Genomic DNA, 13764 nt, shown 5'->3' on the forward strand with positions numbered 1-13764 from the left:
GCCTGTACGAATCCCCAGTGACGCCCCGCTACCATGATGAGTGGGGATAAAACAATCTGAACCCGCCCTTCACCTCCCAGTCGAAAAAATTGGCAGCCCTTAATCACTGAAGCATCCCTTTAAAGGAGTTTTTTCATGAAGATTTCGGAAGTCATGACGAAAGATGTTTTAACAGCCAAACCAAATCAGTCGATCCAGGAGGCCGCGAACATGATGGCCAGGATCGATAGCGGCGCCATCATGGTTGAGGAGCAAGAGCGTCTGGTTGGCATGATCACTGACCGGGATATAACCATTAGAGCCGTAGCCGAAGGGCTCACTGGCAACACCCCCATCAGTAAAATAATGACGGGCGGCATCCGTTATTGCTTTGAGGATGAAGACATAGAACAGGTCGCAAAAAACATGGCGGACGTGCAACTGCGTCGCCTGCCCGTGCTCAACCGAGACAAGCGTCTGGTTGGCGTCGTATCACTGGGGAACATCGCCAGCACTCGATCTCAATCCGCTGCTGCTACGGTTTTGCGCGGAGTGGCACAGGCTCATCATTGACCGGGCCGCTTAGCGTTCATCAGGATTAAAGCTCGCATGGATCTGGCACGCTCGCCTGGTCTGGAATATTCCTTGCAGAATCGGATTTCCAGGCCTGGCGAGTCTTTCTGTAAACATACACCGGGGAAGCTCACCACCCGGCTCGCCGAGATTGCCTCCCTCCAACCCGGTGCGTCTTGCGAAAAGTCAGTTTGGCTCGACGAGCAGGTCTTTGTCCTCCGCGCCTAGCGCCGGCTCTTGATCTTCCAACTTATCGGTTTCACGCTTCTTTTTCAGTCGGGCTCGAGCGCGCTCGGTGTCATAGGTTTTTCCTTCAGCCAAGGCATCCAGGGTTGATGAAATCCGATAGAAACCACCGCACGGTTCGCAATGAATGCGCAAGCCGCCCCCGAATGAAAGATCTTCCAGCGCACTAGTGTTTCCACACAGCGGACAGTGCATAGCCACCTCCTGATTATTCAGTTAGCCGCTTTCAGCCCGCCATAAATACTGACAACCTGGGTAGGCGCGATGACGAATAGCGGGGCATGTTGATATCGACAAGGGCTATCCATGGAGGTTGCTTATTTTCTTGTCGATAGATCGAGCAATGCCTGCGTGAGCTGAGCCCCTGTCGGAGCTGCCGAAGGCTGCTCCGACAGGGGGACGGTTTTTATAGCCAGAACTGACTAATCCGAAGTCAGCGGCTGTCTGGAACGGCTCGGCGCGATGACCGACCTCTCCCCGGTGTCGCGATGCAACAAGGAAACGTTGTAATCGTAGGTAGATATCAACGGCACCGGATCGTCATTGCGTGACATCTCAAGCCATCGTCTTGTGCGTTCGATGTCAAAGAACTCGTTCTTGCGTTCCATTTTCGCAACAAGGTTCGCCGAGACCTTGTAGCGTCCACATCCGGCCGGGCATTTGACTTCTGACCAGTCTCCAGTCGCGTGAACAGTGTTAGCGGCTGCCTGACAGATTAAGCACTTCATGTTCGATCTCCATATCCATGAACTTCCAACTGTAGACGATCCGCGACCAAGGAGCGTTCACCTGGCAGAAAACCCGATCATCCGTCGCGCCGACCGCCACGACCGCTTGGCCAGAATCGATCGTCGAAACGTAAAGAGCCCAGCGCAATGGCTGGGCTCCGGTCATCTTCTATTCTCAAGCATTTTGTCGGCGAGCGCTTTAGCCCTTTGGATCAGCAAATTCTGCCTGTCTTCGTGGGTGGCTTCTCCAACCACCGGTGCCGTCAGATGGCTTTCGGCAATCAACGCGGCACAGAAGTATTGATCCCAAACAGCGCTTTGCTCCGACACCTGTTTCTTCATTTGGTCGGCGATCATATGCGGCTCCTTTTGATGAGGTAGCACCGCCAGTTTACGCTCGAATCGCGAACAACCCGCGTTGCTTGAGATAATCGGCAGCTCATCGCGTTCACTGGCGACAAGTCGTTTCCTCAACTAGGATTTTTATCGCACAGGACTTCGCCCACTGTGTCGTCGGGCGATTCATCAAAGGAGAGATAGATGACATCTACTCGTGATTCCGAGCAAACCTATCGAGCATGGTCGAACCCCATCTTGCTTGAGCTCAAGGAGAGAGAACATCAGCTAAGCCCTTCGGCACGCCAGGCGCTGCAAAATGTCCTGGTAGAGAGAAGGATTCTAAATACCGGAAACCCTTCTGGTAGAGATCGTCGCAAGGCTGATCCGGCTTGGTGAGTCCCAGGCATCAATAGCTTTCATACCCCCCGCTGCTGGCGCCTTGCCGGCAGCGTGCTCATCAGCAATCATCAGATTCCAGACAAAAAAAAGCCCAGGCAGCTGATGGACGCCTGGGCTTTAAAAATGCATAAACCGTGGTGGTGAACGCCGGGCAATATTACCCAATTGCTCGACTTGTAACAAGATGTTCTGATTCACCATCCAGTTACTAAATCTCCTAACTCATTAAATATCCACACTATTTTTAAGTCATCTACTGACCGTTCCGTCACTGACACCTTCGTTTACCGCGGAAAAAGCTCCTCGCGCATCGCGCACCAGTTCACGCCATTCAGCATTATTGATGAGCCCGGCTCCTTCCATTTCATCCGCAGCCGTCAGCAGTTTGTCGTAGTGTTCTTCACAATCCATCCCGGCCTCCGGTTCTCTCAAAAGCCGGTACCAGGCATCAAGGGCTGCCTTCTTTCGATCATCATTCATAATCAAACTCCCATGGACTGTCAGCTCTTGGAAGTTGATTCAGGAATGACCGTTCCTCGGTTCCGACATACGGCGGCTACCGACATCCAAAAACAGGAACGAAGCGAGCGTTACAAACAATCCCGGACGGCCTGGCGCAGCGACCCGGATTTGGCCCACGGTGGTCCCTGGTAAAGCGAGACTCGGCTGCCGTCCTTCGATTTCACGATATCCAGAATTTCGTCAGCGGTGATGATGCTCGGTGCGGTGATCCGGTAGCCGTTGGAAATCGCCGATTGCGTCGATCCAGGAATGTCCTGACGCCATAATGGCAGTACACACGCGGCATACTCCTTGGGCGCCTTCTCGCTGTACTTGCTGACATTGGGCTCGCCGGGCACCACGGATGCGGGTAGTGAACAGCCCGCCAACACAGCTACCGCTATTCCCGCCATCAACGTGCGCATAACGCTTCCCTATCCTGAAAAACGGGGAATGTAGCCTGTACTTGCGCAGACATCCAGCGGACAACCGACGATGTCTATAACGGGGCTTCGCCCTGCCCCGGCCCGGCCCCCGAGCCGGACTCGGGATACGATCTCGCGTTCAGATACGCCATCCACCGCTCATACGCTTCATGCTGCCATTTCGTGACCCGCTCCCATTCCGGACCGCTCAGCTGATGGGCCGAGATCAGTTTCATCATCTCCGTGGTTGCCGCATCCAGGTCAACGATCAGCTCATGTGCATGGTGTCTGAAATCATCGGTAGTCGTCATTTTGAAGATGGCCTCGCCCGAGCGAATAGATCATTACCTCAATACGACAGCAGAGCTGTTCACTCCGTTAATGTTCCCGACCAATGGAAGCACCTTCCATCACTATCCCTTCACACAGACCACCTGTCGCAAGGTGTGCAGCACTTCCACCAGATCACGCTGGGCGTACATGACTTTGTCTATATCCTTGTAAGCCATCGGAATCTCATCGATGACCGCCGCATCCTTGCGGCACTCCACATGAGCGGTCGCGCGGATCTGGTCTGCGACAGTGAAGGTATTTTTGGCTTTGGTGCGGCTCATGACACGACCGGCACCGTGGCTGCAGGAACAGAACGATTGCTCGTTGCCGAGCCCCCGAACGATGAAGCTTTTGGCCCCCATGGAGCCGGGAATGATCCCCAGCTCGCCCTTCTTCGCCGACACCGCGCCCTTGCGGGTGACCAGGACCTCTTCACCGAAGTGCCGCTCTTTCTGCACGTAATTGTGGTGACAGTTCACTGCCTCCAGCGCGACCTCGAAAGGTTTTCGAATCACTTGCCGCGCTGCCTGAATCACCGCCTGCATCATCAACGCCCGGTTCTGTCGGGCGAAGTCCTGAGCCCAGCCCACCGCTTCGACGTAGTCGTCGAAATGCCGGCTGCCTTCCTTGAAATAGGCCAGATCGCGGTCCGGCAGATTGGCAATGTGCTGACGCATGTCCGCCTGGGCCAATTGAATGAACAGGGTCCCGATGGCATTGCCAACGCCGCGAGAACCGCTGTGCAGCATGAACCAGACGCGGTTGGTCTCGTCCAGGCAGACCTCGATGAAGTGATTACCGGTACCGAGGGTGCCCAGGTGATGGCGGTTATTGGTACTGGCAAGTTTCGGGTACTTGTCGGTGATCGCCTTGAACCGTGAGCTCAGCGCTGCCCAGGCTTGATCGGCTTGCTGTGGAACGTGATTCCAGGCGCCTTCATCGCGCCGGCCATGGCTCAACGTGCGGCCATGGGGCACGGCCTTTTCGATGGCGCTGCGCAGGCCGTGCAGGTTGTCTGGCAAGTCGGCGGCGGTCAGTGAAGTGCGCGCGGCAATCATGCCGCAGCCGATGTCCACCCCCACGGCCGCCGGAATGATCGCGCCTATGGTTGGGATCACACTGCCGATGGTGGACCCTTTGCCCAGATGCACATCCGGCATCACCGCCAGGTGCCTGAAGATGAACGGCATTTTCGCGATATTGATCAATTGCTGCCGGGCTTCGCTTTCAACCGGCACACCCTCGGTCCAGAGTTTGATCGGCTTGCCGTTGGCGACTTCCAGCAGTTGGTAGACAGGTTGTTGCATGGTTTCGACTCTCGTGCGATCAGACGAACATAACGCTCCAGACAGGTAAATGGGACTACTATTTCGTAGCGGGGAATTGCAGGAGGTCATCATGTGGCTTAACGAATATGAACAGCAACTTCGGCGCGACCTGCAAGGTGTAGCCTCGGACCTGAGGTGGTCAGCGGTAGAGCTTTTGCGCATAGCAGAGCAGTTGCGCCTGGCCGGCAATGATGTGGACGCAGAGGCCACGCTAAGGCTGTGCGCGCTATTCCAGGGCGATGAAGAGCGATTGGCGGGCTATGCCGAGGAAGTAAAGGCAAAAGCCATCAGCCGAACGAAAGCTCACTAGAGAGCGCTGCCATGAACAAATCAAAAGCCCCGGCGAGCCGGGGCTTCCAGCGCGCTATTTGTCTGATTTCTGGCTTTCTGATTTGTGGCTACGCGACGCTTTGCCCGACCGGGCTCTGTAGGCGGGAAGCGCAGCCGCATAAGCCAGTGCTTCCTCTCTGCTGCCAAAGGCTCCAAGCCGGTCACCTTTGGTGCACACCCGCCAGGGGCCGTTGTTCACGCTGAGTACGTCATAGCCGTTCATGTGCATTTTAGTCAGCATCGGAACGCTCATAGTCACCTCCATTTTGGCAGTGATAGTCCTGGATCGACTCGACTACCTTACACCCGACCTTCACTGAAGTGCCAACCAGACGTCGCGTCAGGATTCCGGCATTTCATTGCACTTTCAGCCGCCCTGTCGACTCCAACCCTTGAAGCAGACACTTCTGCGGATTTCGGTCTGAATATTGCATTTTTATGACTGTTTTGTGACAAGCGGCAGTCGGGTAACCCATGAAAGTACGTGCAACCGTCATTTGCGAGCAGGACCGGCATATTCTCCTGGTGCGTAAACCCAGGGGGCGCTGGACCCTGCCGGGCGGAAAAATCGAGCCTGGCGAAACCATCGCGGGCGCGGCCATAAGAGAGCTCTATGAAGAAACCGGACTTGGAGTCGACGGCCTGCTGTACTTGATGGAGCTGGAAACGATCAGCACCCGGCATCATGTCTATGAAGCATCGGTCGTAAACGTGGCCGAGGCACGGCCACAGAATGAAATCTTCGACTGCATCTGGTACCCGCTGGACGCGGTACAGAACCTGAACACAAGCGACGCCACGCTCAGAATCGTCAAAGCTTTTCAGCGTCGTTTGTAGCTCATCGCAGCCGACGCCCCCCTGAAAAGTCAGCCCAGATCGCCGCCACCGACCGGCATGATCATGCCGGTGATGTAGGAGGCTTCGTCGCTGGCCAGAAACAGGATAGCGCTTGCCTGCTCATCCAGCGTGCCATAGCGCTTCATCAAACTGCTGTCGAGGGTCTGGTCGACAATCTGCTGATACCAGAGCTTTTCCTGAGCGGTTTGCTGCGCGGTATTGCGCGGGATCAGCCGCGGCGGCGCCTCGGTGCCACCGGGGGCGGTCGCGTTGACCCGCACGCCACGACCGGCGGTTTCGAACGCCAGGCAAGCGGTCAGTGCATTGACCCCGCCTTTCGCCGCACCGTAAGGCACACGATTGACGCTACGGGTCGCAATGGACGAAACGTTGACGATGGCGCCGCTTTCTTGTTCAAGCATGAACGGCAGCGCCGCATGACAACACCATAGTGTCGGGAACAACGAACGGCGCACTTCGGCCTCGATCTGCGCCTCTTCATAGTGCTCGAAAGGCTTGGCCCAGATCGTGCCGCCAACGTTGTTGACCAGCACATCGAGGCGATCAAAACGTTCGACAGCGGTGCGCATCACACGGCTGCATTCGCTGTATTGCTCAAGGTCGGCGGTCAGGGCAAGTACCTGGCTGCTTTGCCCCAATTCCTTCTGGAGTTCAAACACCAGATCGGAGCGGTCGACCAGAATCAGTCGCGCACCTTCGGCGGCCATGCGTTCAGCCACACGCCGGCCGATGCCCTGGGCGGCACCGGTGATCAGCGCGATTTTTTCGTGGAATCTGTTCATACATACCCTCGTTGCTAAATCGCTTTCGCGGGAAACATGATCTGTAGCAGCTGTCGAGCCCCGGCGAGGCTGCGTTCGGCTGCAAAGCAGTCGTAAAACCACAAACTGCGGTACGTCAGGAAAACCGCGTTAGCCGGATTCACGACTGCTTCGCAGCCGAACGCAGGCTTCGCCAGCTGCTACAAGAGCGTGTCGCGGCTCAAGCCGCGCTGGCGGCAAATTTCTCGTAGTAGAAGTTCGCAGGCGCTATGCCTTGCTCGCGGATGAACTGGCTGACTGCTTCGACCATCGGCGGCGGGCCGCACAGGTAGACGTCGACGTCGCCATCGTTCAAATGCCGTGGCTCGATGTGTTGGGTCACGTAGCCCTTGAGCGGGTGCCGACTGTCGGGGTTGGCCACGCAGGCGCTGAAGCTGAAGTTCGGGATGCGCGCTGCGAAGGCTTCGAGTCGATCGAGCTCCACCAGATCGAAGTCGTTGGTCACGCCGTAGATCAAATGCAGCGGATGCTCGCTGCCCTGCTCGGCGATTTTTTCCAGCATCGCGGTGAACGGCGCCAGACCGGTGCCACCGGCCAGCAGCAACAATGGACGGCGGATGTCGCGCAGATAAAAGCTGCCCAACGGTCCGGCCAGGCTCATGCTGTCGCCGGCCTTGGCCATGCCGGTGAGGAAACTGCTCATCAAGCCTCCGGGCACGTTGCGAATCAGAAAACTCACCTCGCCGTCCCGCTGCAACGTGCTGAACGAGTAGGCCCGAGTCTGCTCGCTGCCGGGAACCCCGAGGTTCACATACTGCCCCGGCAGGAACGCCAGTTTGCTCAGGGCCTCACCCTTGATCGACAGCGCGATGGTGCTGTCGGACAACTGACGCACGGCGCTGATGGTCGCGTCGTAGCTGGCCTGACGGGTGCGGCAAACATCCGATGAAACCGGCACCCGCACCACGCAATCGCTCTGCGCCCGCATCTGGCAGGTCAGGACAAAACCCTGCTGTGCTTCGTCGGCGCTGAGGGCGTCTTCGATGTAGTCCTCGCCCAAGTCGTAGCGGCCAGCCTCGGCGAAGCACTTGCAGGTTCCGCAAGCGCCATCGCGGCAGTCCAGTGGAATATTGATGCCCTGGCGGTACGCGGCATCGGCCACGGTTTCCCCAGCATTGGCGTCGATGAATCGGGTGACGCCGTCTTCGAAGTTGAACGCAATGGAATGAGTCATGACGGCCGCCTCAGAGGTGGTAAACATCGATGACCTGGCGAACGTAGTCGTTCTTCAGGATCACTTTCTTGGCCTTGATCTGCGTGTTTTCACCACGCACATCGAGGGTGTAGAAACTGCTGCCGAAATAGCTGTCGACGGTCTTGTAGCGAAAGCTCAGGGTGTGCCAGTTGAAGCGCACCTTGCACAGCCCGTCGGCCTGTTCGATCAGTTCGATATTGCTGAGATTGTGCGAGGTGCGGGTGTCCGGCACGCTGGCGCTGGAACGTTCGGTCTTGATGCGGAAGATGCGGTCTTCCAGGCCCGTGCGGTTGCCGTACCAGATCAGCGAGATTTCCCGCTGCGGGTCTTCGGTCAGCTCGTCGTTGTCGTCCCAGGACGGCATCCAGAAGGTGGCGTCCGGCGCGTACAACTCCAGCCAGTCGTCCCATTGTTTGTCGTCGAGGTAGCGTGCTTCGCGGTAGAGAAAATCGCGCACCGCGTCATAAGTAATGGTCATTGCACAGCCTCCACTGCAATCAGTGCGGACTGTTCAGCGGCCAACGCCTTGAGCATCGTTTGCTGCCAATACTTGTGTTGCAGCACGAACAGGCCTTCGTCTTCGGTACGCACGCCGCTGAGCAGCGGGTGCAGGTCGATCTCTTTAGCCGCGTCATCGGCGCCTTCAACCCAATGTTCGGCGCCACGGGACATGTCGTTCCAGGCGGTGACGCTGCCCTGATAACCCGTCTGGCAGGAGCGAAACTCTTCCAGATCATCCGGGGTCGCCATGCCGCTGACGTTGAAGAAATCCTCGTACTGACGAATCCGGCTCGAACGGGCGTGGTCGCTTTCGCCTTTGGGGGCAATGCAGTAAATGGTGATTTCGGTACGGTTGACCGAGATCGGCCGGGCGATGCGGATCTGCGAACTGAACTGGTCCATCAGGTACACATTCGGGTACAGGCACAGGTTGCGCGAGTTCTCGATCATCCAGTCGGCGCGGGCCTTGCCGAAATCCTGGGCGAACTCATCGCGACGTTCGTACAGCGGACGATCTTCAGGGTTGGACCAACGGGTCCAGAGCAGCATGTGGCCCTTGTCGAAGGAATAGAAGCCACCGCCCTGCTTGGCCCACGTACCGGCGCTCATGGTCGGATTACAATCGCCGGCTTCTCGCTGTTTGCGCTGGTTCTGGGTCGCCGCGTAGTTCCAGTGCACCGAGCTGACGTGATAACCGTCGGCACCGTTTTCGGCGGTGAGTTTCCAGTTGCCTTCGTAGATGTAGCTGGAGGAACCGCGCAACACTTCCAGGCCATCGGCGGACTGGTCGACGATCATGTCGATGATCTTTGCCGACTCGCCCAAGTGCTCTGCCAACGGCACTACGTCGGCCTTGAGGCTGCCGAACAGGAAACCGCGATAGGATTCGAAACGCGCGACTTTGGTCAGGTCGTGGGAGCCTTCGCAGTTGAAGCTCGCCGGGTAGCCGGCCGATGCCGGGTCCTTGACCTTGAGCAGCTTGCCGGAGTTGTTGAAGGTCCAGCCGTGGAAGGGGCAGGTGTACGTGCTTTTGTTGCCGGTTTTGTGCCGGCAGAGCATCGCGCCACGGTGACTGCACGCATTGATAAAGGCGTTCAACTCACCGTCCTTGTTGCGCGCGATGAAGATCGACTGGCGCCCCATGGTGGTGGTGTAGAAATCGTTGTTGTTGGGGATCTGGCTTTCGTGCGCCAGGTACAGCCAGTTGCCTTCAAAGATGTGTTCCATCTCGAGGTCGAACAGCCGCGGATCGGTGAACATCTCACGCTTGCAGCGATAGATGCCCTGCTCAGGGTCTTCTTCAAGCAGGGAGTGAAGGTATTCAGGTCGCAGGGTCATGGCCGCCGCCTCCATTGTTTTTATTCAGGCAGGGCCATGCTAGGACGAGGGGATGGGGCGGACTATCCGCGGGGTGCAGACCTGTATCCGTTTTGTGCAGCAGCTGATGATCGTTCCCTCGCTCTGCGTGGGAATGCAGCCCGGGACGCTCTGCGTCCCAAAAGCGGACGCGGAGCGTCCGTTGAGGCATTCCCACGCGGGAGCGTGGGAACGATCAAACAGCCGCGGGTGGCGTTTGCGAGGTCAGTGGCGGCGTTTGAGGGTGTCGGAAGGCAATTCACCGAACTGTTTGCGGTAGCTGTCGGAGAACCGGCCCAGGTGCAGAAAGCCGTAATCCATGGCCACTTCCGTGACGTTGCGCACGTTGCAGGTCGGGTCGCTCAGGTTGGCGTGAATACGTTCGAGCTTTTTCTGCCGGATGTAGTTTTTCGGCGTGTCCCCCGCGTTGCGTTCGAACAACCCATACAGCGAACGCAGGCTCATCCGCGCCTGGCGCGCCAGTTCTTCGCTGTCGATATCCTGCTTGAGGTTGCAGGCGATGTAATCGACCAGCGCCTCGAACGTGGCCGAGGGTGAGCCGGGAGCAGTGCGCATGACGTTGGTCTTCATCAGGCCAAGCATCTTGCTGACAACGATTTGCGCATAGTGCTCCTGCACCCGGGGAATCTGCTCGGTAGCCTCGGCTTCCTGGCAAATCATCGCCAGCAGACCGACGAAACCTTCCAGCTCATTGAGCTGATAACGGTTCTCCAGAAACCGTATGCCCTGCCCCGGATACCGCCAGCGCTGCTCTTCGCACACCGACTCCAGCAGCCGCGAGGGGACTTTCAGGATGAATTTTTCGCAATCACTGGAATAGGTCAGATCCACCGGATCGTCGGGGTTGATCAGCAGTAATTCGCCAGGCGCGAAGTAATGCTCCTGACCATGGCCACGCCACAGGCAGTTGCCGCGCAGCAGCACTTGCAAGTGATAGATGCTGTCCAGCGCATGGGACATAACCCGCACGCTGGCGCCGTAACTGATGCGGCACAGGTCGAGGCTGGCGAATTTGCGATGATCGAGGCTGGCCAGCGGTCGGCCGACCCTGGGCATCTGGAGGCAATGATTGCCGACATGCTGATTGACGTAGCCTGATACCGCGTAAGGGTCGGCGTGGTCGAAGACTCTGCTGCGATGACTCAACAATTGCGCTTGCATCATCGGATCACTCTCATTGTTATTGTTGATTGCGCCGCCATTCTAGTGTGCTGGCCGAAACACAGAAGGCCATGAGATAAACGGTCGGTTATCTCGTGGCCGGTTCGGCGGGTCGAGGGTATCAGTCCTCGAGCGCGCGAACCCGTTCGTGGCGTTGCTGCTCCTCAGGCTGGGCAGACGACTGCAGCGTGAAGTCGAAATCGATTTCAGCAAAACGACCGCTCACGCCATGGGCCGCCGCACGCTGCGGATCATCGCTGAAGGTGATTTTGGCGATCAGCTCATCACGGGTGGCATAGGCAAAATCGTCATGCAGGTACTGATCGCCGTCGAGGTTGATCTGGGTGGTCAGGTGGCGATGATCCGCTGCCGAAATAAAGAAGTGAATGTGCGCCGGACGCTGACCATGACGGCCCAGTTGATCGAGCAATTGCTGGGTCGGACCGTCCGGCGGGCAGCCGTAGCCCGACGGCACGATGCTGCGAAAACGGTAACGGCCCTCGGCATCGGTGACGATACGACGACGCAGGTTGAATTCCGATTGAGTGGTATCGAAGTACGAATAAGTGCCGCCGGTGTTGGCGTGCCAGACATCCACCACCGCCCCGGCCAGCGGTTCGCCAGCGGTATTCTTGACCTGGCCCTGCATGAACAGCACCACACCCGGATCGACGCCGTCATCCAGCCGCGCTTCGCCTTCCGACAGCGGCGCACCGGCCACATACAGCGGGCCTTCGATGGTCCGCGGTGTGCCGCCGGCTTTGCCGGCCTGCTCGTCTTCGGCGTCCATCAGCAGGTCGAGGTAATGCTCCAGACCGAGCCCGGCCACCACCAACCCGGCCTCTTGACGCGCACCCAGCACGTTGAGGTAGTTGACGGCTTTCCAGAACTCTTCCGGGGTCACGGCCAGGTCTTCGATGATGTTCACCGAATCGCGCAGGATGCGATAAACCAGCGCCTTGACTCGCGGATCGCCGGCGTCATTGAGCAGACCGCTGGCCTCTTCGAGAAACTTCTGGACACTGGCAGTGTGGGAAATCTTGACGTTCATTTTGGTGGGTTCCTCATCTTGTAATTATTAGCGTAGCGAACTGAACAGGCTGGGTTCAGCGGTCATCCTCGCGAATGGAAGAAGGATGCCGGCACAGTGCGTTGACCTCGATGGCCATGTACGGGTACAGCGGCAACTGCATCAGCAGGTCGTGCAGTTCCTGAACGCTGTCGACATCGAACACGCTGTAATTGGCATAGAGCCCGGCGATGCGCCACAGATGACGCCACTTGCCTTGCTCTTGCAGACGCTGGGCCAGGGCTTTTTCGTCGGCCTTGAGCTGAGCGGCGCGTTCCGGGTTCATGTCGACCGGTAAATTCACCGTCATTTTTACGTGAAACAGCATGATGCCCTCCTCAGGCTTGATGAACGGCAGTGGATGTCTTGTCCCTACGGAAAAACGCCAGGCGCTCTTCATCCAGAACAAGGCCCAGCCCCGGTGTTTGCGGGACGTGCAGTTGGAAATCGCAGTAGACCAATGGCTCGCTGAGGATGTCTTCGGTGAGCAGCAGCGGGCCGAACAACTCGGTGTCCCAGCTCAGAGTGTTCAGCGTGACGAAGGCATGGGCCGAGGCCAGCGTGCCGATACCGCCTTCGAGCATGGTGCCTCCGTACAGGCCAATACCGGCCGCCTCGGCAATGGCGGCGGTTCGCAGCACGGCGCGTGGACCGCCGTTCTTGGCAATTTTCAGGGCGAATACCGAAGCCGCGCCCTCGCGCGCCAGGTTGAAGGCGTCCTCTACGCACTCGATGGATTCATCGGCCATGATCGGCGCCGGGCTCACGGTATTCAGGCGCACCATGCCGGCGCGGTTATTGCGTGAGATCGGTTGTTCGATCAGGTCGATGCCGTTGGTTCCGAGGATACGGCAGGCGCGCAACGCGACCGCTTCGTCCCAGGCCTGATTGACATCAACCCGCACGCTGGCGCGATCGCCCAGCGCCTTTTTGATTGCAATGACGTGGGCCAGGTCGCGGTTGACCTCGCCGGCGCCGATTTTCAGCTTGAAGATCCGATGGCGACGCAGGTCGAGCATTTTTTCCGCTTCGGCGATGTCCTTGGCGGTGTCGCCGCTGGCCAGGGTCCAGGCCACCGGCAGCGCATCGCGAACGCGGCCGCCCAGCAGTTCGCTGACTGGCAGGCCGAGGCGCTTGCCCTGGGCGTCGAGCAAGGCACTTTCAATACCCGATTTGGCGAAGGTGTTGCCACGAATGCTGCGCTCCAGGCGCAACATCGCGGCATTCACATTGCCGCTGTCCTGGCCAAGCAGCAATGGCGCGAAGTGTTTGTCGATGTTGGTCTTGATGCTGTCCGGGCTTTCGTTGCCATAGGCCAGACCGCCAATGGTGGTCGACTCACCGACCCCTTCAATGCCGTCGGCACAGCGCACACGAATGATCACCAGGGTCTGGTTCTGCATGGTGTGCATCGCCAGCTTGTGCGGGCGAATGGTCGGCAGATCGACGATGATCGTCTCGATCGATTCAATGGCAGTTGCACGCATGTCGATACCCGTCAGGTTCTTAAAGTTCTGGAACGGATTCTCGTACGGCTTTTTCCGGGCGGCCAATATAGAATTGGTCTGGCTCGATACCTTAAAGGTATTTAACCGATCAAC

At 58.0% G+C, this 13764-nt stretch carries 20 protein-coding genes; 4 read left to right on the forward strand and 16 right to left on the reverse strand.

What is annotated here, in order from left to right; all coding sequences use genetic code 11:
• Positions 1 to 135: 135 nt before the first annotated feature.
• Positions 136 to 552: a CBS domain-containing protein gene (locus PSH97_RS17010; protein WP_305445923.1), complete on the forward strand. Its 417-nt coding sequence runs from the start codon at positions 136 to 138 to the stop codon at positions 550 to 552.
• A 186-nt stretch (positions 553 to 738) separates the two neighbouring features.
• On the opposite strand, the gene PSH97_RS17015 is transcribed toward PSH97_RS17010, so the two are convergent.
• From PSH97_RS17015 to PSH97_RS17025, 3 genes are all read right to left on the reverse strand, one after another.
• Entirely contained in the window at positions 739 to 993 is a 255-nt protein-coding gene (locus tag PSH97_RS17015) for a hypothetical protein (RefSeq protein WP_305445924.1), read from the reverse strand.
• A 501-nt stretch (positions 994 to 1494) separates the two neighbouring features.
• Positions 1495 to 1692, reverse strand: a complete 198-nt coding sequence (locus PSH97_RS17020) for a hypothetical protein (protein ID WP_305445925.1) — start codon at positions 1690 to 1692, stop codon at positions 1495 to 1497.
• The gene (locus tag PSH97_RS17025) at positions 1689 to 1883 is read right to left on the reverse strand and encodes a hypothetical protein (protein WP_305445926.1); all 195 of its coding nucleotides are present in this window, start codon (positions 1881 to 1883) and stop codon (positions 1689 to 1691) included. Before PSH97_RS17025 ends, PSH97_RS17020 begins: the two co-directional genes overlap by 4 nt.
• Positions 1884 to 2066: 183 nt before the next feature.
• Between PSH97_RS17025 and PSH97_RS17030 the strand changes: the two genes are divergently transcribed.
• Positions 2067 to 2261, forward strand: a complete 195-nt coding sequence (locus PSH97_RS17030; protein WP_305445927.1) for a hypothetical protein — start codon at positions 2067 to 2069, stop codon at positions 2259 to 2261.
• A 252-nt stretch (positions 2262 to 2513) separates the two neighbouring features.
• Here the strand turns inward: PSH97_RS17030 and PSH97_RS17035 are convergent, their stop codons facing one another.
• The 4 genes from PSH97_RS17035 to PSH97_RS17050 all read right to left on the reverse strand — a co-directional run bounded on the left by PSH97_RS17035 (position 2514) and on the right by PSH97_RS17050 (position 4830).
• Positions 2514 to 2744 (reverse strand): hypothetical protein, encoded by a 231-nt coding sequence (locus PSH97_RS17035; protein ID WP_305445928.1) that lies wholly within the window; start codon positions 2742 to 2744, stop codon positions 2514 to 2516.
• A 110-nt stretch (positions 2745 to 2854) separates the two neighbouring features.
• Positions 2855 to 3190 carry a hypothetical protein gene (locus PSH97_RS17040; RefSeq protein WP_305445929.1) on the reverse strand — a complete coding sequence of 112 codons (336 nt, stop codon included), beginning with the start codon at positions 3188 to 3190 and terminating at the stop codon, positions 2855 to 2857.
• Between the two features lie 74 nt (positions 3191 to 3264).
• The gene (locus PSH97_RS17045; RefSeq protein WP_305445930.1) at positions 3265 to 3501 is read right to left on the reverse strand and encodes a hypothetical protein; all 237 of its coding nucleotides are present in this window, start codon (positions 3499 to 3501) and stop codon (positions 3265 to 3267) included.
• Positions 3502 to 3603: 102 nt separating this feature from the next.
• Positions 3604 to 4830 (reverse strand): RtcB family protein, encoded by a 1227-nt coding sequence (locus tag PSH97_RS17050; protein WP_305445931.1) that lies wholly within the window; start codon positions 4828 to 4830, stop codon positions 3604 to 3606.
• A gap of 91 nt (positions 4831 to 4921) precedes the next feature.
• Here PSH97_RS17050 and PSH97_RS17055 point away from each other — a divergent pair, with 91 nt between their 5' ends.
• On the forward strand, positions 4922 to 5161 hold the full coding sequence (locus tag PSH97_RS17055; protein ID WP_253549002.1) for a hypothetical protein: 240 nt from the start codon (positions 4922 to 4924) through the stop codon (positions 5159 to 5161).
• Positions 5162 to 5215: 54 nt separating this feature from the next.
• On the opposite strand, the gene PSH97_RS17060 is transcribed toward PSH97_RS17055, so the two are convergent.
• On the reverse strand, positions 5216 to 5434 hold the full coding sequence (locus tag PSH97_RS17060; RefSeq protein WP_305445932.1) for a DUF2188 domain-containing protein: 219 nt from the start codon (positions 5432 to 5434) through the stop codon (positions 5216 to 5218).
• Between the two features lie 221 nt (positions 5435 to 5655).
• Here PSH97_RS17060 and PSH97_RS17065 point away from each other — a divergent pair, with 221 nt between their 5' ends.
• On the forward strand, positions 5656 to 6018 hold the full coding sequence (locus tag PSH97_RS17065; RefSeq protein ID WP_305445933.1) for an NUDIX hydrolase: 363 nt from the start codon (positions 5656 to 5658) through the stop codon (positions 6016 to 6018).
• 29 nt (positions 6019 to 6047) lie between these two features.
• Here PSH97_RS17065 and PSH97_RS17070 read toward each other — a convergent pair whose 3' ends face one another.
• From PSH97_RS17070 to PSH97_RS17105, 8 genes are all read right to left on the reverse strand, one after another.
• Positions 6048 to 6821, reverse strand: a complete 774-nt coding sequence (locus PSH97_RS17070; RefSeq protein WP_305445934.1) for a 1,6-dihydroxycyclohexa-2,4-diene-1-carboxylate dehydrogenase — start codon at positions 6819 to 6821, stop codon at positions 6048 to 6050.
• A 199-nt stretch (positions 6822 to 7020) separates the two neighbouring features.
• The gene (gene benC / locus PSH97_RS17075) at positions 7021 to 8034 is read right to left on the reverse strand and encodes a benzoate 1,2-dioxygenase electron transfer component BenC (protein ID WP_305445935.1); all 1014 of its coding nucleotides are present in this window, start codon (positions 8032 to 8034) and stop codon (positions 7021 to 7023) included.
• A gap of 10 nt (positions 8035 to 8044) precedes the next feature.
• Complete coding sequence (gene benB / locus PSH97_RS17080; protein WP_007941543.1) at positions 8045 to 8533, reverse strand: benzoate 1,2-dioxygenase small subunit; 489 nt, start codon at positions 8531 to 8533, stop codon at positions 8045 to 8047.
• A complete protein-coding gene (benA, locus tag PSH97_RS17085; protein ID WP_305445936.1) occupies positions 8530 to 9894 on the reverse strand; it encodes a benzoate 1,2-dioxygenase large subunit in 1365 nt (454 codons plus the stop codon). Before benA ends, benB begins: the two co-directional genes overlap by 4 nt.
• A gap of 243 nt (positions 9895 to 10137) precedes the next feature.
• Positions 10138 to 11097, reverse strand: coding sequence for an AraC family transcriptional regulator (locus PSH97_RS17090; RefSeq protein WP_305445937.1), 960 nt, complete (start codon positions 11095 to 11097; stop codon positions 10138 to 10140).
• 118 nt (positions 11098 to 11215) lie between these two features.
• Positions 11216 to 12145: a catechol 1,2-dioxygenase gene (gene catA, locus PSH97_RS17095; RefSeq protein ID WP_305445938.1), complete on the reverse strand. Its 930-nt coding sequence runs from the start codon at positions 12143 to 12145 to the stop codon at positions 11216 to 11218.
• Between the two features lie 55 nt (positions 12146 to 12200).
• A complete protein-coding gene (gene catC, locus PSH97_RS17100; protein ID WP_007936026.1) occupies positions 12201 to 12491 on the reverse strand; it encodes a muconolactone Delta-isomerase in 291 nt (96 codons plus the stop codon).
• 10 nt (positions 12492 to 12501) lie between these two features.
• Positions 12502 to 13650 carry a muconate cycloisomerase family protein gene (locus PSH97_RS17105; protein WP_305445939.1) on the reverse strand — a complete coding sequence of 383 codons (1149 nt, stop codon included), beginning with the start codon at positions 13648 to 13650 and terminating at the stop codon, positions 12502 to 12504.
• Positions 13651 to 13764 lie beyond the last annotated feature (114 nt).

Source organism: Pseudomonas cucumis (assembly GCF_030687935.1).
Taxonomy (GTDB): Bacteria; Pseudomonadota; Gammaproteobacteria; order Pseudomonadales; family Pseudomonadaceae; genus Aquipseudomonas; species Aquipseudomonas cucumis.

What these genes read in the sequence shown, in the direction of transcription:
- PSH97_RS17010 (WP_305445923.1), top strand. Translation starts at nt 136, where the DNA reads ATGAAGATTTCGGAAGTCATGACGAAAGATGTTTTAACAGCCAAACCA.
- PSH97_RS17015 (WP_305445924.1), bottom strand. Translation starts at nt 993, where the DNA reads ATGCACTGTCCGCTGTGTGGAAACACTAGTGCGCTGGAAGATCTTTCA.
- PSH97_RS17020 (WP_305445925.1), bottom strand. Translation starts at nt 1,692, where the DNA reads ATGACCGGAGCCCAGCCATTGCGCTGGGCTCTTTACGTTTCGACGATC.
- PSH97_RS17025 (WP_305445926.1), bottom strand. Translation starts at nt 1,883, where the DNA reads ATGATCGCCGACCAAATGAAGAAACAGGTGTCGGAGCAAAGCGCTGTT.
- PSH97_RS17030 (WP_305445927.1), top strand. Translation starts at nt 2,067, where the DNA reads ATGACATCTACTCGTGATTCCGAGCAAACCTATCGAGCATGGTCGAAC.
- PSH97_RS17035 (WP_305445928.1), bottom strand. Translation starts at nt 2,744, where the DNA reads ATGAATGATGATCGAAAGAAGGCAGCCCTTGATGCCTGGTACCGGCTT.
- PSH97_RS17040 (WP_305445929.1), bottom strand. Translation starts at nt 3,190, where the DNA reads ATGCGCACGTTGATGGCGGGAATAGCGGTAGCTGTGTTGGCGGGCTGT.
- PSH97_RS17045 (WP_305445930.1), bottom strand. Translation starts at nt 3,501, where the DNA reads ATGACGACTACCGATGATTTCAGACACCATGCACATGAGCTGATCGTT.
- PSH97_RS17050 (WP_305445931.1), bottom strand. Translation starts at nt 4,830, where the DNA reads ATGCAACAACCTGTCTACCAACTGCTGGAAGTCGCCAACGGCAAGCCG.
- PSH97_RS17055 (WP_253549002.1), top strand. Translation starts at nt 4,922, where the DNA reads ATGTGGCTTAACGAATATGAACAGCAACTTCGGCGCGACCTGCAAGGT.
- PSH97_RS17060 (WP_305445932.1), bottom strand. Translation starts at nt 5,434, where the DNA reads ATGAGCGTTCCGATGCTGACTAAAATGCACATGAACGGCTATGACGTA.
- PSH97_RS17065 (WP_305445933.1), top strand. Translation starts at nt 5,656, where the DNA reads ATGAAAGTACGTGCAACCGTCATTTGCGAGCAGGACCGGCATATTCTC.
- PSH97_RS17070 (WP_305445934.1), bottom strand. Translation starts at nt 6,821, where the DNA reads ATGAACAGATTCCACGAAAAAATCGCGCTGATCACCGGTGCCGCCCAG.
- benC (WP_305445935.1), bottom strand. Translation starts at nt 8,034, where the DNA reads ATGACTCATTCCATTGCGTTCAACTTCGAAGACGGCGTCACCCGATTC.
- benB (WP_007941543.1), bottom strand. Translation starts at nt 8,533, where the DNA reads ATGACCATTACTTATGACGCGGTGCGCGATTTTCTCTACCGCGAAGCA.
- benA (WP_305445936.1), bottom strand. Translation starts at nt 9,894, where the DNA reads ATGACCCTGCGACCTGAATACCTTCACTCCCTGCTTGAAGAAGACCCT.
- PSH97_RS17090 (WP_305445937.1), bottom strand. Translation starts at nt 11,097, where the DNA reads ATGATGCAAGCGCAATTGTTGAGTCATCGCAGCAGAGTCTTCGACCAC.
- catA (WP_305445938.1), bottom strand. Translation starts at nt 12,145, where the DNA reads ATGAACGTCAAGATTTCCCACACTGCCAGTGTCCAGAAGTTTCTCGAA.
- catC (WP_007936026.1), bottom strand. Translation starts at nt 12,491, where the DNA reads ATGCTGTTTCACGTAAAAATGACGGTGAATTTACCGGTCGACATGAAC.
- PSH97_RS17105 (WP_305445939.1), bottom strand. Translation starts at nt 13,650, where the DNA reads ATGCGTGCAACTGCCATTGAATCGATCGAGACGATCATCGTCGATCTG.